The following is a 20,539-nucleotide window of genomic DNA, read 5'->3' on the forward strand; positions in this document are numbered from 1 at the left end:
TTATTTCATTTATATGCAACCGTCCGCATGGAAGCTTGGGTGCAGCGCCTCGCTGCCTGGGTACGGCACCTTGCCGCCCCGCAAAGGTAGTGATATTATTCTAAAAAGAGTGTGACCTTGGGGGGTCCATTTTTCTTTAAACCGTTGTGAACCTTTATAAATAGTAGGAGATATTTGCCGGGCAACAGGCAGAAATCAGAAATGTAATAAGCTTACTCCCTTTGAGATGTAGGTGTCGGCGCCATTTAGATGTACATGTCGAGGCCGTTTAGATGTACATCTAAATACGCCTGAACTACCGGCTCAATAAACCAAAGAAATACTCAGTTTAAACCAAAGCCACTTCGGAAAGAAGAAAATGTCAATACATTTATAGAGAAATCACTATTTTTTCTATAACTTGCCACCTCAAACCAATACCTATGAAACGCCATATTGTTAACTTTATTATTTTTACATCCATTTCCGTTTCCCTTTGCGCAAAGTCGCCATCCGATTCCCTGCTCATGGCTTTAGACAAAGCAATAGCCGAGAGCGGAAGGTATGAAAAACAGAAGACCGACCGGATACAACTGATTAAAGATGAACTGAACAATCCCCGCATCTCCGAGGCCGACAGATACCGCGTGCATAGCCGCCTGTTTCAGGAATACGAATCTTACAACTGCGACTCTGCCCGTTACTACGTCGACCGTAATCTGGATATTGCCCAACGTACCGGCAATCCGGATTGGATGAATGAGTCGCTGATCCGGAAAGCAAACATCCTGGCCTTTACCGGCCTGTATAGTGAAGCCATTGACCTGTTGCGGAAAGTCGACCAGCAGCGGTTGCACGATGATAAGCTGGCAGAATATTACACCTCATTGCAAAACATATACCTTTACCGCGCCGAGTATGTGTCGGGTGATGAATATATGTACGTCTACCTGGACTCAATGAACGTTTACCGCGATCTGACTTTGCACTATCTGCCCGAAAGTTCCTACGAATACACCATCGTGATGGTTCCCCGCCTTATAGACCAACAACGGTTGGAAGATGCCGAGCGCATGCTGTTGACTTACCTCGGGAATCGTCAATCGGGCACAAGAGATTATTCGGTCCTGACCTCCATCCTGGCTTTCGTTTATGAGTGCAGCGGCGATCCGCAGCAACGTAAAATCTACCTCCTGAAGAGTGCCATATCCGACATACAGGCGGTGGTAAAAGAGAATAACTCCCTGCGCGCACTGGCCGAACTCTTGTACGAAGAAGGGCATATTGCCCGTGCCGACCATTACATGAAAATAAGCATGGAAGATGCCAACTTCTTCAATGCCCGTTTGCGCAATATTCAGGCATCGAAAATGCTCCCCATCATCGACAGTGCATATCAGAAGCAAAAGGAAGCACAACGCAAGGAATTGCAGGTTCTTCTTTTAATCATCAGCATCCTGTCCGTGTTCCTTCTCGTGGCGGTGGTCTATGTCATTCTCCAGATACGCAAAGTGGCTCGTGCACGTCGCCGGGTGATCGAAGTGAATAAAGAACTGAAACATCTTAACCACGAACTAACCGAAGCCAATAACCAGCAACGCTTAACCAATCATACCCTGACCGAGGCGAACCATATTAAAGAAGAATATATCGGCCGTTTCCTTGGGCTTTGCTCTGCCTACATTGATAAGCTGGAAGCCTACCGCCGGATGCTGAACAAGAAAGCGGCCTCGGGCAAAGTGGAAGAACTCTATAAGACGCTTAAATCCAATCAGTTTATCGAAGATGAACTCAAAGAATTTTATGAAAACTTCGATAGTTCCTTCCTGAGCATCTTCCCCGATTTTGTCGACCGTTTCAATACACTGCTTCCGGCGACAGAACGAATCGTGCCCAAGCAAGACGAACACCTCACTACCGAACTTCGTATCTTTGCACTCATCCGGTTGGGTATTAATGATAGCCAAAAGATCGCCGGCTTCCTGCGTTACTCTATTACCACGATTTATACTTACCGTTCCAAATTGCGTAATAAATCACTTTATAAAGAAACGTTCGAGGAGGAAGTGATGAAGATCGGCTCTTTCGGAGCTGATTAAATCAGCTCTCTGCACTGAAACAAAACTGTTTCCGGATCAGTAACAACCGGTCCTATTCTTCAAGAAATGAGGCGAATAATTGTAAATTGAAAACAGAAATATTAGATGTAAAATGTGTATCTTCGCATAAACTAACATACAAACCATGAATAAAGCCGAATTAGAAGCCCTCCGCCACAAACTGATTCGTAACATCAACGAAATCGAAGATGAAGAAGTACTCCAGAACATCGGGGAATATCTTGCCTCAGTGAAATGCCCCACCACTGCCGACTATCCGTTTGCTCCTTCCAAGGAAGAGTTGCACAGTATTATTGAACAGGTTCTGGAAGATGACCGGAATGGACGTTTCTATACCAGCGAGGAAGTTTTTGGTAAACTAGGGATACTCAGATGATATTACGTTGGTCACCTCGTGCCGAGATGGATTTGACTAGAATCCATACCTGGTATGCACAACAAGCAGGTCTAAAAACAGCCGATCGTATTCTTTACGATATTTGGAGTTCTGCAGAACTTCTCCGTACCCATCCCAACCTCGGATACCTCGAGCCCCTTTTGGAATCCTTTCCCCAGAGTTTCCGAACTTGCATAGATGCTCCCAACTATAAAATCATCTACTGGGTCGAAGATGACATTGTAAAAGTAGCCACCGTTTTCGACTGCCGCCAGCGGCCGGAACATCTGGTACATATCTTTAGTACCGGTAGCGATTGGGTATGCGAACCACAGGTAGAATATAAAAAGATCCGGTAATCCCCTCCAATTAACCGGATTTCTTTCTATCCCCATCTCTATCCCATTTAGATTTTTGCCCTTCCTTTAACCTGTCATTCCTTTGATATTCAGCAATATACCTCTTTGCTGCATTTAGATTTCTTTTAGTCGCCACCCTTCCCCTTGCTTTTTTCCCGGATATTTGTATCGCTGCCTGATGAGTAGCGCAGCACATATTCATTGAACTAAAATCTAATAATTATGGAAGTCGCAAAAAGAAAAAGAACATTTCTCAGGCCATTCTTTCTTTTGATGGTAGGGTTATTCTTTTCGGTAAGTGTATGGGCACAGCAAACCACTGTGCGCGGTACGGTAAAAGATGCCACCGGAGAGCCGGTTATCGGTGCCAATGTTTTGGTAAAAGGAACCTCTGTCGGTTCAATTACAGACTATAACGGAAATTACCAGATCACCGGAGTAGACCCCCAGAAAGACATACTTGAATTCTCCTTTATCGGGTATAAAGCCATAGAAGTTGCCTGCAACGGTAAAACCCAAATCAATGTAACCTTATTAGAAGATACCGAACTGCTCGACGAAGTCGTTGTAATCGGTTACGGACAAGTACGTAAAAGCGATGCCACCGGTTCACTCAGCTCGGTAAAAGCCGATCCATCCGTTCGTGGACTTGCTCCTAACGCACAAGATATGCTTGTAGGTAAGATTGCCGGCGTACAGGTTACCAATGGCGGCGGTTCCCCATCATCCGGTGCAACCATTCGTATTCGTGGTGGTTCCTCTCTTTCCGCAAGTAACGACCCACTTATCATTGTTGATGGCGTGCCTCTGGATAATCAAGGTATTGGTGGTGTCGGCAATATGCTGAGCGCCATTAACCCTACCGATATTGAATCATTTACCGTACTGAAAGATGCCTCGGCCACGGCCATTTATGGTTCCCGTGCATCTAACGGGGTAATTATGATCACTACCCGTAAAGGTAGTAGCGGCAAGCCCCGCATCACTTATGATGGCAATGTATCTGTAGGTGTGCGTGTCAATGAAGTCGATGTACTGAGCGGCGACGAATTCCGCGCCTTTGTACAGGAAACATTTACCGGCGCTACCAACTACGATGAAGTAATGGGTAAGCTGGGAACCGCCAATACCGATTGGCAAGACGAGATATTCCGTACCGCCGTCAGCACCGAACATAACCTGAGCGTTTACGGCTCAATCAAAGATGCACTACCTTACCGTGTATCTGCCGGATATACCAATCTTAATGGTATCCTGAAAACGTCCAATATGGAACGCTATACGGCCAGCATTATGCTGACTCCTTCATTATTTCAGGATCACCTGAAGCTGAACCTCAACGGTAAAGGTATGTATATCAAGAACCGTTTTGCTAATCAGGGATCTATCGGAGCGGCGGTTGCTATGGACCCCACCAAGCCGGTGTACGATACGGACAGTCCTTATGGTGGTTTCTATACCTGGACAGGTACCGACGGCAATATACTCGGTGTGGCTACCAAGAACCCCGTATCCATGCTTGAACTCTCAAACGATGAATCGGAAGTATATAACTTTATTGGTAGCGCTCAGTTTGACTACAAAGTACACTTCCTACCCGAATTACGTTTGAACCTGAATTTAGGTTTAGACTATTCGAGCAGCGAAGGTGGTAAGTACATTCCCGAATTTGCGCCTACCGACTTCCTGAATGGTGGATACGATGGTAACTGGGAACAGACCCGCCGCAACAGTCTGCTTGACTTTTATGCGCAATACGCAAAAGACCTCAACTTTCTCAGTAGCCGTTTTGACGTTATGGGTGGATATTCCTGGCAACACTACTGGCGTAAAGGAAACAACCACGATTACCGCATCTCCAAGTTCGACGAAGAGGGCAATCCTGAGGTTGTAAGCATCAATAGCTACGAAACAGAGAACTACCTCGTTTCCTTCTTCGGTCGCTTGAATTATACCATTAAAGATAAATACCTATTCACTTTCACCTTGCGTAATGACGGTTCTTCGCGTTTCCATGAAGATAACCGTTGGGGATTATTCCCATCGGCAGCTCTTGCCTGGAGGGTAATCAATGAAGATTTCCTGAAAGACTCTAAAGTCGTAAGCGATTTGAAACTTCGTTTGGGCTGGGGTGTTACCGGACAACAAGACATCAATCAGGGAGACTACCCTTATCTGGGCCGTTACCAATATGCCGTTGGAAATCAGACCAATTATATAAGTGGCTATAACAATGGTACACCCAACTGGATATCAGTGATGCGCCCTACCTCTTTCAACCCCGACCTGAAATGGGAATCTACCACCACTTATAATATTGGTATTGACTACGGCTTCTGGAATAACAGAATCAGTGGGGCACTCGATGTATATTATCGCAAGACTAAAGACCTGATCAACGCCGAAACTAAAGTGGCTGCAGGAACAAACTTTGGCGAATATGTAGTAGCCAATATCGGTTCATTAAAGAATATCGGAACAGAATTCTCAGTCAATGTTATTGCTATAGACCAGAAAGACTGGAAGTGGGAAATCGGTGGAAACTTTGCTTATAACAAGAATGAGATTATAGAACTGAGCTACGGCGACAATAAAAATGCACTCCGCCGCTACGGAAATACCGGTGGTGATGGTGGCTTCCAACTCATGGCCCACTCCGTAGGCAATCCGGCAGGCATGTACTATGTATATGAACAGATTTACGATACAGACGGCAAGCCCATCGAGGGACTCTATAAAGACCGTAACAACGACGGGCAGATCAATGAAAACGACCTTTATCTGCATCATAAACCAACCCCCGACTGGACATTCGGCTTGAACACCAAGTTAACCTGGAAAGCATGGGACCTTTCTGTGGCTGGTCACGGAAGCATCGGCAATTACAACTACAACGCCATTGCAGCCAACAATGCTGAGGTTGGTGCACCCCGCGTATATGCGAATGAGTTCCTGTCTAACCGCGTAAAAACAGCCTTTGATACCAACTTCCAGACAAAGAAAGTATTGTCCGATTACTACGTGCAGGATGCTTCGTTCTTCCGCATAGACAATATCACACTGGGATGGTCATTCAAAAAGATATTCAAAGCGCCTTTGAGTGGACGTGTATATGGTTCCGTTCAGAACCCTGTAGTTTTTACTAAATATGACGGACTTGATCCGGAAGTTTCGGGCGGTGTAGATAATGACTTCTACCCCAGACCGTTGACTATGATCTTTGGAGTAAACATTAATTTTTAATCAGTAGCTAGAAGTAAGTAGCTAGTAGTCAGAATACGCTGCCGTATAGTAACTCAAAAGCTATAAACTATAAACTCATAAACTATAAACTCAAATGAAGATATATAAAACAATCTTGGCCGTAGTGTGCGGCTCTATGTTAGGCCTGACTTCTTGCGTCGGCGACCTCGACACCAAACCTCTGGGCGAAAACGAACTTCTGCCCGAAAAAGCATGGGCTAGTGAAGATAGTTACGAGCGATTCCTGGCTAAACTATACGCCGGATTCTCATTGTCGGGCAATGAAGCCCCGTCGGGCATGTATGACATTGTGGGTGATGACCAGGGCGAAGCAACCTTTATCCGCTCCTACTGGAATCTGCAACAGCTTCCTACCGATGAGGCCCTTATTGCCTGGAGCGACGACGGACTGGACGGATTGCAGTTCAATCAATGGACTTCCAGCAACCGCTTCTGCGAGCTGACTTATAATCGTATATTGCTTAACGTGGCTTATTGTAATGAATACCTCCGCCAAACCACGCCCGAGTTGCTTGACTCGCGTGGTGTAAGCGATGCCATGAGAACGCAAGTTGCCACATTCCGTTACGAAGCCCGTGCCTTGCGTGCCATGAATTACTATATATTGATAGATTTATACGGAAATGTACCCTTTATAAATGAAGAAGACGGTGTTGGTTCCTTCCTGCCCGAACAAAAAGACCGTGCATTCTTCTTCAACTGGATAGAAACCGAATTGAAAGAGTGCGAAGGTAAACTGCCGCAAAAAGGTATGCAAACCTACGGCAAGATCAATGATCCTACGATATGGATGATTCTGGCTAAAATGTACCTGAATGCAGAGGTATATATCGGAGCAAACCACTATACCGACTGTCTGACTTACCTGAACAAGGTATTAGGCGCCGGATACAGCATTGATCCGGTTTATAAGAACATGTTCGGTGCAGACAATCACTTGTCGCCGGAAATCATTTATCCTATTGTATTTGATGGTAAATACGCTACCTCTTACGGAGGCACTACCTACATCATGGCAGCCGCCTATGGTTCGGATATGAATCCCGGCGATAACTTCGGATTGGCACAATCATGGTCGGGTGTCCGTGCATTGGAGACGCTTACTTATCAATTTACAAGCGGTGATGAGCGTGCTTTATTCTGGAAAGACAAACGTACACAGGCGAACACGCAATGGAGCGATTATAACTCCGGCTGGGCTGTTATTAAGTACACTAACCTGAAGAGCGATGGCACTCCGGGTTCCGACAATGTATTCCCCGACACGGACTTCCCGTTCTTCCGTCTGGCCGATGCCTATCTGATGTATGCCGAGGCCGTACTGAGAGGTGGACAGGGAGGAACCAAAATGCAGGCGTTGACATACGTCAATGAATTGCGTGGCCGTGCCGGTGTATCTAATATCAGTGACAATCAGCTGACGTTGGACTTCCTTCTGGATGAACGTAGCCGTGAACTGTATTGGGAAGCACACCGCCGTACCGACCTTATCCGCTTCAACAGGTTTACCAGCAACTATTCGTGGGCATGGAAAAACGGAGTGTATGGTGGTACAGCAACACTCGACTCTAAGTACAACCTCTTCCCTATACCGGCGGCAGAGTTGGTGGCTAACCCGAATGTGAAACAAAACCCTGGATTCTAAGGCCTCACCCCGACCCTCTCCAAAGGAGAGGGGGAAAGGAGGGATCGCTTCAGTATAATATAAATCCAACCATATTCAGAACAAATAAAATATATAGATTATGAAAACACGAATTAATAATATAAGAAACACCATGCATAAACTAGTGCCGCAAGGTGTAACTTTTTCCCCCTCTCCTTTGGAGAGGGCTGGGGTGAGGCTCTTGTTACTATGCATACTTTTTCTCTCTTCGTGCGAGGACAATGACACTACCCCTGTAATGACAGGCATCAGTGCCAGCACATTGAATTCCATTCCTATTCAAAGTACCGTACTTATTGAACCCGGAAAAGGGGAGGCGCCGTTGCTGTGTACCTTTACGTGGTCGGCTACACAATTCTTTCTTGATGGTTCCGATGTGTACACCTCGGCAGGGAAGGTAGACTATACCCTCGAAATAGCAAAAGCCGGTGACGAATTTGCGGGTGCACAAATACTTGCCTCAACCGCTAACCTGCGTGCCGATATCATGGTGGCCGATATCAATGATCTTCTAATCAATAAACTTATGGCCGAACCGGGCGAAGTTTTTGATGCCGAGTTCCGTATCGCCGCCACTTATGGCGAGGGGCTACCTAAAGTAGAGTATTCTACGAACTCCCTGAAAATGTCGATCACTCCCTATAAACCGACAACCGGCATACCTTCTGTATATCTGGTGGGTGATATGAATGGATGGAGCAATACCAATACAGACTTTAGAATGTTCCGTAGCGACAGCGATGATGAGAACAAGGTTTATACCTATACCGGACGTCTGGCGGGTTACTTTAAAGCATGTCCCGAAGAGTCTTTAGGCTCTTACAAGATGTATTGCAGCAATCCGGGTGGCGTACTGACCTATGAAGACCGCGGCGATGGCTCTTTCTTTGCCGAAGATGGTTACTACACCTTCACGATTGATGTAGATGCTATGACGTGGACGCTCGAATCTTATGATATGACGGGAATCGACCCTTGGCCCGATCTGTATCTGGTAGGCGCTTATAGCGGATGGGGCAGTATAGATGCCGGTAAAATGACTGCTTTGGCATATGATCCTCACATCTGGACGTTGAGCATTACGCTGGATACGGTAGAGTACGGTGTGAAGTTCCGTGTAGGCGATAACTGGGATAACCGTTGGTGCCCCGCCGTTCCAAACGCTGTGCCTTATGGCGTGGCCGACTTTAACCCGACGGGACATGACAACAATATCGACCTGGGCACGAATGCCGGCGATTATAACGTAATATTCAACGACCTGACCGGTCAATATATCATAGAACTACAAGAATGATGAATCTTAGATCAACCCTATTCGTTTTATTGATGGTGGTTGTCGGACTAATTGGTTGCAGCAGCGACCCGGATACGCCTGATCCGGGTCCCGGCACCGAACCTCCCGGCAATGAAAACATTCAGCCCATCACCAAAAGCAACCGTGTGATATACGAGGTGAACGTACGCAATTACTCCACCGGAGGAAACTTTGCCGGGCTGCAAAAAGACCTGCAACGCCTCAAAGAAGTTGGAGTAGATATCCTCTGGCTGATGCCCATACACCCCATAGGAGAGCAGAACCGGGGCGGGACACTGGGCAGCCCGTATTCCGTGAAAGACTATAAAGCCGTCAATCCGGATTATGGCACGCTGGCCGATTTTAAATCTTTAGTCTCGGCTGCCCATGCACTGAATATGGAGGTCTGGCTGGATTGGGTGGCCAATCATACCGCCTGGGATCATCCCTGGGTTTCGGAACATCTGGATTATTATGCCGAAAAGAACGGCCAACGCCCTTACTCTCCGGAGAACTGGACGGATGTTGCACAACTCGATTTCAATAATCCCGGTTTACGGGCAGCCATGATCGACGCCATGCAATACTGGGTACGCGAGGCCGATATTGACGGTTACCGTTGCGATGCCGTGACGTATGTTCCGCTTTCTTTCTGGAAAGAGGCTCGCCCGGAGGTAGATAAGATTAAGAAGATAACCTGGTTGGCCGAGGGCGATAAGCCCGAATATATGGAGGTCTTTGACTATGACTATGCCTGGGGATTCAACAACGATTTGAATGATTTTGGTAAGAGTAAAGATGTATCCAAACTCATTCAGGCGTGCGAGAATCTGTATAATAATGCCGATTATGCATCGAAAGGCCGGATGGTTTACCTCACCAATCACGATCTGAATGCATACGACGGAACGGAGTTTACCCGCTATGGAGGCTTTGTCCTTCCGCTTACTGTGCTTTATTTTACCATTTATGATATGCCGTTGCTGTATAACGGACAGGAAATTGGCATGAATAAAACAATGGGACTGTTTGACGCCAATCCTGTGGCATGGACGCCGGTAAATACAACTATGAGCAATCTGATCAAGCAACTCACCCGTTTGAAGAGAACCCAACCTGCCCTTGAAAGTGGCGCCGGACGGGGAACGTTGACGCGTTATCAGACGACTTCGAGTAACGTTTATGCGTATTCCCGTAAAAAGGGTGATAGCGAGGTGGTCGTATTATTAAACTTCTCTAGTGCACCGGCGAATACCCGTTTCAATGGCGCTACACCAAGTGGGGAGTTTAAGAATTATTTGAGTACGGATACAGATAAACTGACGTTTACGGCTCAAACCACAGTTACACTACCAGCCAATGGTTATGCAATTTATGTGAAATAGGATAGGAATGATTTTAGCCCTACAAATAATATCCAAACCAGCTTAAAACAATGTTTAAACCCACTAAAACTAACCTCTTTTCCTGTACAACTTTAGTTAGCCGGTTGCAACCAGCTCATTAGCCGCTTGCAACCAGCCAATGAGCCGCTTATAACCAGCCAATGAGCCGGTTGCAACCAGCCAACTTAAATTATGCAGAAATAAAAGTTATAATTGACACATTTGAAAGTTAATCTCAGGCAGAAAACAAATAAGGTTATTCTTTCTCAAAACCCTACATATAATGAATAGAAAACAAATCATCCTCTCGTTGCTCTTATTTATAACCCCGCTCGTTATACACGCAGAGCACCTGACCTCCCCCGATGGAAACCTCCACCTGGATGTACAGATAGAGAACGGTATCCCGGCCTATCAATTAATATATAAAGGTAAAACCGTCATCCAAACCAGTCGCCTCGGACTCGAAACCGAAGAAGCATCGCTCTCTTCCGGATTCACACTAACCGATGCCAGTCACTCTACTCTTGATGAAACCTGGACCCCGGTATGGGGAGAATACAGCCAAATCCGTAACCATTACAACGAATTGGCAATCACCCTCGTTCAAAACGAGAAAAGCAACCGCACCCTCCTTATCCGTTTCCGCCTGTTCAACGATGGCTTAGGCTTCCGCTATGAAATCCCTACCCAAGACGCCCTAAACTACCTCGTGGTAAGCGACGAAGTAACCGAGTTCAACCTCACCGGCAACCATACCGCATTCTGTATACCGGGCGATTACGACACCAATGAGTTTGCCTATACCACCGCACCACTTTCCGGAATCAAAGAAGATATGGAGCGCCGGACGGCGAAGAAGCCCTACGAGTCCAAAGCCCTCGGCCACCTGGTTGTTCAAACCCCGCTGATGCTTAAAACCAACGACGGACTATACATCAATATCCATGAAGCAGCATTAGTAGGCTTCACCTCCATGTCTCTGAACATAGATGATAAGACCTACCGGATGAACGCCCACCTTACCCCCGACAAGAACGGGAAGAAAGGCTTCCTGCAAGCCCCCGCCAATACTCCCTGGCGCACCATTATCGTAAGCGATGATGCCCGCCACATTCTGGCCTCACAAACCATCCTCAACCTGAACGAACCCTGCACCTGGGAAGACACCTCCTGGATCAAACCCCAAAAGTTCGTCGGCGTATGGTGGGAAATGTTTACCGGCGATGGTGGCACCTGGGCATACAGCGATTACTACAAAGCCAAACCCGGCATTACCGATTACACCAAGCTCAAACCCAATGGCCGCCACCGGGCAAATACCGAAAACGTTAAAGCGTATATTGATTTTGCTTCCGAGCATGGCATTGACGCCGTATTGGTCGAAGGTTGGAACGAAGGCTGGGAAGATTGGCGTTCCTATAATAAAGACCGTCAGTTCCTGTTCACCAAATCCTACCCCGACTTTGATGTTGTCGCCTTGCGCGATTATGCCAAAGCCAAAGGCGTGCGCCTGATGATGCACCACGAAACCTCATCCAACGCCGCCGACTATGAACGCCAGCTCGACCAGGCATTCCAGTTCATGGTCGATAACAACTACAACTCCGTAAAAACCGGATACGTAGGCTATATCATTCCGCGAAGCGAATACCACTATTCGCAATGGATGAACGACCATTACATCCATGTCGTGAAACGGGCCGCCGATTACAAAATCATGGTAAACAGCCACGAAGCCACCCGCCCCACCGGACTGTGCCGCACCTATCCCAACTGGATAGCACAAGAATCGGCGCGCGGTGGAGAGTTTGAAACCATGGGAGGGAATGATCCCGACCATACCACCATACTGCCTTTTACCCGCCTCATGGGTGGACCGATGGACTATACCCCTGGCATCTTCGAAACCCGGATGAGCTATTACAATGGCGACAAGATGAACGAAAAAGTGCATACCACCCTCGTAAAGCAAATGGCGCTATACGTCACCATGCCCAGCCCTTTGCAAATGGCAGCCGATCTTCCTTCGAACTATCGCCGCTTTATGGATGCTTTCCAGTTCATCAAAGACGTAGCCGTAGACTGGGACAATAGCTGGTACCTTGAAGCCGAACCGGGCGATTACATCACCGTAGCCCGTAAAGCCAAAGGCAAAAACGAATGGTTCGTTGGTGCCATTACCGACGAGAATCCCCGCCAGGCAGCCATCTGTTTTGACTATCTGCCGGCCGGAAAAGAATTCATCGCTACCATCTACGAAGACGGTAAAGACGCACATTGGGATACGAATCCGCAAAGCTATCATATCCGCAAAGTTGTAGTCACCCACAAAAGCCTCCTGAAACAACAACTGGCATCCAGCGGTGGCGTTGCTATCAGTATAAAAGAAGGAAGTAAAGAAGAGGTAAAAGGATTAAAACGCATTAAATGATGGAGCTTGCTTCATGCATTTAATACTTAAAGTTAACAATGTAGGAAAGCGCGGGCTGTGAAGTTCGCGCTTTTTTTAAGGATAAAAGTCGTATAAGTAGCTGTTTTAAGAATACAAGTAGCTCTAGTGATAAAACGTAAGTCCGTTTCGGGCTTTAACTTTGCATAATAATTTCGCAAGTTTTATACAAGGAAAGAATTAAACCTATTTGATATTAAAACAACCACTTAATTTTATTATTTAAATGAAAACAAAATCTTTATTGGCTGCCTCGCTTGTTCTTGTTATGGGAATGGCGGGTTGCAGTAAATCAATTGACGATGAAAGCCCTGTGTCGGGCAAAGCTGACAACGTACTTCTTGTAACACTCCCCAACACTGTTAAATCTACCCGGGCTATTGAAGATCCGGTCGATGGCAACACCACCGGCTTGAAAGATGTAACCGTATTCCTTCTTAACGGCTATATCGTAGAGAAGGTGGCAGAGTTTGAACAACAAAACATCAACGACCATTACCTGCGTATTGAGCAAGTATCTTCGAGCGTTGACCGGGTAATCGTCATAGCTAACAAAGCCGACGAAAACATTCTTGGATTAAAGAATGTGGATGAGATTAGAAACTATCCTTTCACCGTCAAAACACAACATAAGGGTCAGGGACTCGATAACAGAACCCTGATGGGCGAAGCAAATGTTGTTGCCGCTCCTGAGGAAGATCCGAACTCCGATGGACACCTTTTCAAGAAAGCCGTAGTAACGCTTAATGCGATAACGGCACGTTTGGAAATCGGTGCTGTCGTTCCCGGCGATGGGGTGGACAAGGTAGACCTTATTGCTGTGTATGTAAATAATGCCTACGGCACTTACCCGCAAAAAGACCTGATATTCCATAAAGAAGATGACCCGTGTTGGGTAGTGGATATGGTAAATAACCCTGGCGCCAATGTTGGTTCTAAAGACCCTATTAGCGCCTTTACCCCGGAACCTTATGACCCGCAGGAATATACCAACCTGGGCGATGCACAGGTTAAACAGTCAAGCGATAGCAAGGTGTATGCTTACCATGTATTTCCGGGCAATATTCCACATATTGTTATGCTTGTGAAGCTGGAACTCCTCGAAGGATACTACGAGGTAGACGACCTGGGCAATCCTCTGAAATACAAATATGGTTACGTTACCTTCAGCAAGTTTAATACAGGTCTTCCCTCTCCGGACGATTATGTAAAGGAGATGCTTCCGCACAATATCTACAAAATGGGTGTAGGCTCCAAAGGCATTAAGATCAATGCAAAAGATGTGACCGATAAACCCGAAAAAGGACCGTACGATCTGGGTGTATATGTTGATATCTTACCTTGGGAAATCAATGAAGTGACTCCTGAAGTTTAAATGAATACAATAAAAACCATAATCCTTAGCTGTTTTACTTTCCTCTTCTCTTCCTGTATAAGGGAAGGTATGATCGCATGTCCGCCAACAGTTAATTTGCGACTCACATTTAGCTATACGGGCGACACCGAAAATCCAACCATGTTCATGCGTTGCATAGACCAGGTAGCGCTTATGGTTTACGATGAAAGTGAAAGATTAATTTTAACCCGGAATATAAGCAAAGATGAACTTATAATACAGCAAGGTACTGAATTGTACCTTGCTCCCGGTAACTATAAAATCATTTGTTGGGGAAACACCCATGAACATACAGAACTCTACCAATGCGAATCATTTGCCGGCGGCAGGCTCCATCATCCATTCTTCGCCGAAGGTAAAGAGATGCCTACCCATAGTCATCTTTATTATGGAACATATACTGTAGAGGTTTCCGATGAAGGAATCGTTCAAGGTGATATACCCTTTCGTGGCGCCCATATCAATATTGAAGTTTATATACGTGATGCGGATATTGCCGCAGATGTCCCCGGCAAATACCCTCAGATAGAAGCGCATCACCTTATGCCGGAATATGATATGGAGATGTTACCAGCGCAATCTTATTCAACAACCTATTATCCGGAAACAACATTCAACCCGGAAAGACGTTTGAATCAAACCCTCTTTCAAGTACTCAGGTTTGGTGACGACAATCCGGTATACATTGAGATTAAAGACCCGTCCGGAATGTTGAAATGTAACATTGAACTGAAGAAGTACATGGCGGATAATAAAATATCCGTGGATAATAAAAACGAAGCAACTGTTCCTATACTTATTGAATTTACAGACCTCGGAACAGTAATAAAACTTCCCGAGTGGATTATCAACGAAGTAAACCCCGGCACCCGATAAAGCATATACCTGATAGAAAGATAAATGAAACAGAGAATAATATATATACTTCTTGCATTAACACTTCTATCTTCCTGCGGAAACGAAATGGAGGATCGGGAAATCATGCCCGATGAAGAGGTATATATGAATCTCTCCACACGTGTCCTTGATCCGTCGATGACGCAAGTACGTATCATTGTTACTGACGATTTATCAGGCCAGGTTCTTATCAATCAGTATCCCGCATTACCTGCCGAATCATCTGGTGAGTATCGACTTTCCATACGTACCGGGCAACTCAATTTTTATATGATTCTGAATGAACCGGCCGCACTTACCCCTAAACTATCAGGCATCAAGCATCATTCGGCCATTTCCAGACTGATGTTGAATACCGTGGATCTTCCTTCCGGTGAACCGGTTGACGATTCGCCAAGCCTGACCAATCTCCCGGCCATAGGATGGACCAAAGCCATCGTTCGTGCCACTTCCGAAACTCCCGGATATGGTGAAGCCAGCATAGATGGCGGTACCACCTGGCATAAGAACATCCATATCTCTCTCGAAAGAATGGCTGCTAAGGTGACATTGGCCTTGCGGAAGAAAACGTCGGCATCTTCGGACGCTATTACGGTGAATAAAGTATCACTGACCCATGTACCTCATTATGAATATCTTCTGCCGAACGTTTATGAGTCGGATCAGTTTGAGTCGTCCTTACTTTATAGTACGCCATCCTTGCAATTTACGGCCAATACGGACTACTATACCAAAGTATTCACCGACCATGTAATCCCCGAATATATACCTGTAAATCCGGCTGACGGAGATATGGCTTTGTGTTTAAAGATCGAAGCAGTGTACAACCAAAAGAATGTAGTGTACTATCTGCCTGTAAGAAAGGATTTAGGTGTGGAGGAATATTCTATCCGGCGCAACAAACACTACCTCATCAAAGCTACCCTGGCTACGGAAGGAGAAACAGTCTATATCCCTGAAGTAAAGTATCAGGTGGCCGATTGGTCGGATCATATCATCGAATCGGAATTCCTCGAAGAGTCGGCCATTACCTTCTCCCGGCATTGGGACCCGAATGTAGATATAGTCGGAACGGATATCCACGTTGCAAACAACGAATACGTAGACTTTTATTTTACCCTTTCGCGTCCTAAAGGTAGTTCGTGGACTGCCACCTTAACCAATCCTATCGACTTTATGTTCGACCATACCGATGGCGCCCTGTCAACCGGAACTGCACGTGAAGGATACGAATACAAGATCAGGATAAAACCGCGCCGGGAAACCCAACTCAATGGTGTAAAAACTGAGTTTTACATAACGGTAAATAACGGAGTGGGGCATGTAGAACTCAATCTGCCTGGCGAATCCATAGGAGCAAAGAACAGATACACAATCAAGCAAACACCAAATTAACGAATGAAACAACTATTCATCATATCGCTATTCCTCATTCTGCTTCTTTCGGGATGTACGAAGGACGAGGCAGGTAGTGTGAATCCTATCGACGGACAAACAGTCTTATTCTCATTAATCAACCAGGGGCATGATGCCGTTACGCGTTCCACCCTTCCCGGCGAAGAATCCCTGAATGAGAATCGGATAGACCGTTTGGATGTGTTTTTCTTCACTCAGGACGGGCAATGCTTATATTATCCTACTGCATCACAGATGGAGAAAGATGGGGCTACGGTGAAAATAAATGTCCCCGGGAAGATTATGAATATGCTTTTCGGAGAAGAGTTGAGGCTGTATGTTGTAGCCAATTGTGATCTCTCACGAGAGATGCTGGAAGACAAAACGTATAGCCGGCTGATTGAAACAGTACATGGTGTGTCGCGGGATTTCAATCCTTATGCTTTCAAAGCCCAGGATCATTTCCTTATGGATGGAGTTTTATCTGTAAATGAACTTACGGAAGAACGCACTGATCTCGGCGAAGTGATTCTCAGCCGTGCCGCATCGAAGATCAAAGTCGAGATTACCGGAGCAGCTATTGAAGGGTATGAACCGGTAGAAGCCTTCGTTAGGATAAATAATTACCTGGAATCGACAGCATTGGGGCAGGAGGCACCTTTGTTTATTGCAGGACAGAATGATTATAAACATTCGGAGTACCGGCCCATATCCTTGCCCGGAAAGACGCAATACCCCACCGCCCCGTTCTATTCGTATGCCAATAATTGGGAATATGGAGATTCGCAGGAAAGCTATATAACCATCCGGGTGAAATGGTATAAAAATGAAGGAGGCGCCGAACCGAAAGATTATTATTACCGGTTGCCTTTTACTAATATCCTCCCCGATGATGACAAATTCTGTTTGAAGCGTAACTATATCTATACCTTTAAGGTAAATATAGGCGTATTGGGTGGACTGGACCCGGATCAGATGATTGACCTTACTCCTGCCTTTGAGATTAGAGATTGGAGTACGAACCATATCGTTGCCAAACTCAATCCATATGATTATCTGATGGTTTCCGAAACCCATGTGGAAATGCATGATGTCGATAAGCGCTCTATACAATACGTATCGAGCCAGCCGGTAAGCGTGGAGATAAAAGACGTCTACCATTTTACTTATCTGGCATCAGGAACGATACGCGAAGATAAAATAGAACCGGGCGATCCGCGCTATCCGGCGATTAAACCCGATGAAGCGACCAGTCAAATCAATATAACTTCGCCTATTCCCGCGAATTATGTACCTGTGATGATCCATTTCAGGGTAGAAAACACCAAGGGATTATTTCAGGATGTGTACGTTATACAATACCCCCGTCAGTATATCACCTCCCAATATTCGGATTGGAATGATATCGACTTTAAATGGTATAAGGATCAGGGGCGTACCTCGTTTTGGTCTAATAATGGGAATGGTAGCAGCACTATGCAGAACTTTAACCTGTACACCATTACAACAACCTCGCTGGACCCTAACGATCAGTTTACAATCGGTGGTGATCTGATGCATGAGGAGAAGAGTGCTGCCGACTTTGACAACATAATTCCGGTGACCAATAAAGACGCTGCAAGCAACAGTCTTGTTTCTCCCCAATTTGTAATTGCTTCGCAGCGGGGGATTACTTCCACAAGTACATCTTATTCATCGGCACAGGTGCGTTGCGCATATTATATGGAAGGCCCCTATGGCAGAGGCACGTGGCGGATGCCCACTGTTGCGGAAATGTTGCTGATTTCAAAGCTTCAGAGAGATGGCAACAGTGCGATAAAAGATCTGTTCACGCCCGGTAGTAGCGGTCAGGCAGGTTCCGACAGGTGGTGGGCAGCCCGGCAAGATGTGATAGACGGTACGGAATACTATTACAGCGTCAGGGTTACCACCGGCGAATTGGTAAGAGAAGCATTCTCGCCGGGAAATAATGTTGCCTCTGTGCGTTGTGTACGCGATGTTTGGAAAAATTAAATGAAGAAACAGATAGAATGAAACTCCATAATATAATCGTATTTGTATTTGCTTTTCTTGTAGTGTCCTGTACAAAGGACGATTCCATGACGAATCCGGTTACTCCCGCCGATAGTCGTGCGTTTACTTTTGATGTTTATATCCCTCAGGAGCAGACCATCGCTACCCGGGGCGAAACGATACAGCCGGGTATGATTGATAACCTGTATGTACTGGTGTTCGATGCAAATGGTACTTTCCTGACCCGTGCCCAGGCAACCGCGGCAGCCGAACCGGGTAAATACAATGTGTTATTATCTCAAACCGATCCCGATGCTCCTCAGGAGGAGAGGAAACGTATCATTCATTTTGTGTGCAATTATAATTGGTCCGGTTTCTCGGATGTGCATCATGTGGGTAAACATGAAAATGAAGTGGTGGCGGGACTTTCCGTTACCGGCGGAACGATAGCTTATTGGCAACGTGTGGAGTTGGCAAACGGCATTGTTCAACATGCTTTTCCGGCTACTATTGAACTTCTGCGGAATGTAGCAAAGATATCCGTACTGGATAATTCTATTTATAATCCGACGATGCCATATCTTAGCGAAACTCAGTTTGTATTGGGCGATTATTATGATTATGGAACCATAGCGCCTTTTAATACAGGTTCTCTTACTTTCGAAGAAGGTGCGGTTTGCGAGTCTCCTTATGCTACGTCACAGGCCGTATCCGAATCATCTTTTGTCAAGGCCGGCGGTGGAATGTACTCCGGCGAAACGATATTATGCTATGAACGGAAAAACTCTCACTCTAAAACACCGATGTATATCATTATCAAAGGAAAGTATAGTGGCGACCAGAAGTATTATTACTATAAGATAGATGTGATTGATGAAGGAAAAGAGGAGCTTTTTGATATCACACGGAACTATCATTATATAATTGATATTCAGGAGATCTCCGGACCGGGTAAACCAAGTTTGCAGGAAGCTGTGAATAGTCCGGCATCGAATAATCTTCTTTACTCTGTGTTGTTGGAAGATTATACGGCTATCTCCGACGGTTATTCGGCGTTAAAGGTTGAAATGACTTCAACAACCATTGTCCGGCCGAATAAGGAGTTCTCTATTTCTTTTAGTTATGTACCGGATATTAGTAGTGGGATTGAAGATAACGGTCTGGTTACTATCGAGCTTCAGCAGGACCCTCTTGCACTGGTGGTAGACCCTGCAAGTCAGGTGATAGATAGGACTGCGGGCGAGGCTAAATATACAGCAAAAACGGTTGCGGTTGTTCCGGAATATGATGTATATACGGCCAAAGTTATTCTGAAAGCTACATATAATGGGGTTACACTCCGGCGGGTAGTGTCATTGAGATTCCGCCAGCCTTCGGAGTTTGAGCAGGTGTATGTTTCTCCTTCCGGTATACCTGCCAGTGCGGGTGAGGAAGTGGAGTTGCATTTCACGATTCCATCTGATATACGAAGTAGCTTGTTTCCGCTCGAAGTATTTATTACTACGCTATCATTAACTCCCAATCTGGCTTATAATGATGAGGATAGGTTGACTCTCGACTATTCAGTGCCGGGTGTGTATCGCTATAAATATATAGTAAGAGATGCGGAAGATTATATACTGCACTTCAAAACAACTTCAACCACAACCAATGAAACGCTCAGAATCGAATCGGAGTTGTTCGCTGCAAAAGAGATCGTCTTAAAGAATTAACCCGTAGGGGCGGGCCTTGTGTCCGCCCAATGCACAGGGTTAAGTCTCTTTTTCATCGTTTTGTTGTAAATGGAAAATGAGTTGTTAACCTACCACCTCCCCCTTCGAGGCTGTGTAAAAACTCCTATTCGTCATTGCGAGTTGCCACTATATTAAAATATAGAACTATTTGATAATGACAATATCCACCCCCTGCCCCCGCCAGCGGGGGATACGATGCCGCAGGTA

General features: G+C 45.8%; 13 protein-coding genes. All 13 read left to right on the top strand.

The window, feature by feature from the left end:
• Nucleotides 1–422: 422 nt before the first annotated feature.
• The 13 genes from D0T87_RS06445 to D0T87_RS06505 all read left to right on the top strand — a co-directional run bounded on the left by D0T87_RS06445 (nt 423) and on the right by D0T87_RS06505 (nt 20,311).
• Nucleotides 423–2,078, top strand: coding sequence for a DUF6377 domain-containing protein (locus tag D0T87_RS06445; RefSeq protein ID WP_163173965.1), 1,656 nt, complete (start codon nt 423–425; stop codon nt 2,076–2,078).
• Nucleotides 2,079–2,223: 145 nt separating this feature from the next.
• Nucleotides 2,224–2,475: a hypothetical protein gene (locus tag D0T87_RS06450; RefSeq protein ID WP_163173967.1), complete on the top strand. Its 252-nt coding sequence runs from the start codon at nt 2,224–2,226 to the stop codon at nt 2,473–2,475.
• A complete protein-coding gene (locus D0T87_RS06455; RefSeq protein ID WP_163173969.1) occupies nt 2,472–2,834 on the top strand; it encodes a type II toxin-antitoxin system RelE/ParE family toxin in 363 nt (120 codons plus the stop codon). Before D0T87_RS06450 ends, D0T87_RS06455 begins: the two co-directional genes overlap by 4 nt.
• A 222-nt stretch (nt 2,835–3,056) precedes the next feature.
• Nucleotides 3,057–6,077 carry a TonB-dependent receptor gene (locus tag D0T87_RS06460; protein WP_163173971.1) on the top strand — a complete coding sequence of 1,007 codons (3,021 nt, stop codon included), beginning with the start codon at nt 3,057–3,059 and terminating at the stop codon, nt 6,075–6,077.
• A 94-nt stretch (nt 6,078–6,171) separates the two neighbouring features.
• Complete coding sequence (locus tag D0T87_RS06465; RefSeq protein ID WP_163173973.1) at nt 6,172–7,743, top strand: RagB/SusD family nutrient uptake outer membrane protein; 1,572 nt, start codon at nt 6,172–6,174, stop codon at nt 7,741–7,743.
• A gap of 100 nt (nt 7,744–7,843) precedes the next feature.
• Nucleotides 7,844–9,061, top strand: coding sequence for a SusE domain-containing protein (locus tag D0T87_RS06470; protein ID WP_163173975.1), 1,218 nt, complete (start codon nt 7,844–7,846; stop codon nt 9,059–9,061).
• The gene (locus tag D0T87_RS06475) at nt 9,058–10,446 is read left to right on the top strand and encodes an alpha-amylase family glycosyl hydrolase (RefSeq protein ID WP_239063515.1); all 1,389 of its coding nucleotides are present in this window, start codon (nt 9,058–9,060) and stop codon (nt 10,444–10,446) included. The genes D0T87_RS06470 and D0T87_RS06475 overlap by 4 nt, the downstream gene beginning before the upstream one ends.
• A gap of 283 nt (nt 10,447–10,729) precedes the next feature.
• A complete protein-coding gene (locus D0T87_RS06480) occupies nt 10,730–12,880 on the top strand; it encodes a glycoside hydrolase family 97 protein (protein ID WP_163173977.1) in 2,151 nt (716 codons plus the stop codon).
• A 244-nt stretch (nt 12,881–13,124) separates the two neighbouring features.
• Nucleotides 13,125–14,273: a hypothetical protein gene (locus D0T87_RS06485; protein WP_163173979.1), complete on the top strand. Its 1,149-nt coding sequence runs from the start codon at nt 13,125–13,127 to the stop codon at nt 14,271–14,273.
• A complete protein-coding gene (locus D0T87_RS06490) occupies nt 14,274–15,170 on the top strand; it encodes a FimB/Mfa2 family fimbrial subunit (RefSeq protein ID WP_163173981.1) in 897 nt (298 codons plus the stop codon).
• Between the two features lie 24 nt (nt 15,171–15,194).
• Nucleotides 15,195–16,586: a hypothetical protein gene (locus D0T87_RS06495; RefSeq protein WP_163173983.1), complete on the top strand. Its 1,392-nt coding sequence runs from the start codon at nt 15,195–15,197 to the stop codon at nt 16,584–16,586.
• 3 nt (nt 16,587–16,589) lie between these two features.
• Complete coding sequence (locus tag D0T87_RS06500; protein ID WP_163173985.1) at nt 16,590–18,599, top strand: fimbrial protein; 2,010 nt, start codon at nt 16,590–16,592, stop codon at nt 18,597–18,599.
• 17 nt (nt 18,600–18,616) lie between these two features.
• Nucleotides 18,617–20,311: a hypothetical protein gene (locus D0T87_RS06505; protein ID WP_163173987.1), complete on the top strand. Its 1,695-nt coding sequence runs from the start codon at nt 18,617–18,619 to the stop codon at nt 20,309–20,311.
• Nucleotides 20,312–20,539: the final 228 nt, after the last annotated feature.

This window comes from Bacteroides sp. 51 (assembly GCF_010500965.1).
Taxonomy (GTDB): Bacteria; Bacteroidota; Bacteroidia; order Bacteroidales; family Bacteroidaceae; genus Bacteroides.

Coding starts and splice junctions, on each gene's coding strand:
- D0T87_RS06445 (WP_163173965.1), top strand. CDS start 423: ATGAAACGCCATATTGTTAACTTTATTATTTTTACATCCATTTCCGTT.
- D0T87_RS06450 (WP_163173967.1), top strand. CDS start 2,224: ATGAATAAAGCCGAATTAGAAGCCCTCCGCCACAAACTGATTCGTAAC.
- D0T87_RS06455 (WP_163173969.1), top strand. CDS start 2,472: ATGATATTACGTTGGTCACCTCGTGCCGAGATGGATTTGACTAGAATC.
- D0T87_RS06460 (WP_163173971.1), top strand. CDS start 3,057: ATGGAAGTCGCAAAAAGAAAAAGAACATTTCTCAGGCCATTCTTTCTT.
- D0T87_RS06465 (WP_163173973.1), top strand. CDS start 6,172: ATGAAGATATATAAAACAATCTTGGCCGTAGTGTGCGGCTCTATGTTA.
- D0T87_RS06470 (WP_163173975.1), top strand. CDS start 7,844: ATGAAAACACGAATTAATAATATAAGAAACACCATGCATAAACTAGTG.
- D0T87_RS06475 (WP_239063515.1), top strand. CDS start 9,058: ATGATGAATCTTAGATCAACCCTATTCGTTTTATTGATGGTGGTTGTC.
- D0T87_RS06480 (WP_163173977.1), top strand. CDS start 10,730: ATGAATAGAAAACAAATCATCCTCTCGTTGCTCTTATTTATAACCCCG.
- D0T87_RS06485 (WP_163173979.1), top strand. CDS start 13,125: ATGAAAACAAAATCTTTATTGGCTGCCTCGCTTGTTCTTGTTATGGGA.
- D0T87_RS06490 (WP_163173981.1), top strand. CDS start 14,274: ATGAATACAATAAAAACCATAATCCTTAGCTGTTTTACTTTCCTCTTC.
- D0T87_RS06495 (WP_163173983.1), top strand. CDS start 15,195: ATGAAACAGAGAATAATATATATACTTCTTGCATTAACACTTCTATCT.
- D0T87_RS06500 (WP_163173985.1), top strand. CDS start 16,590: ATGAAACAACTATTCATCATATCGCTATTCCTCATTCTGCTTCTTTCG.
- D0T87_RS06505 (WP_163173987.1), top strand. CDS start 18,617: ATGAAACTCCATAATATAATCGTATTTGTATTTGCTTTTCTTGTAGTG.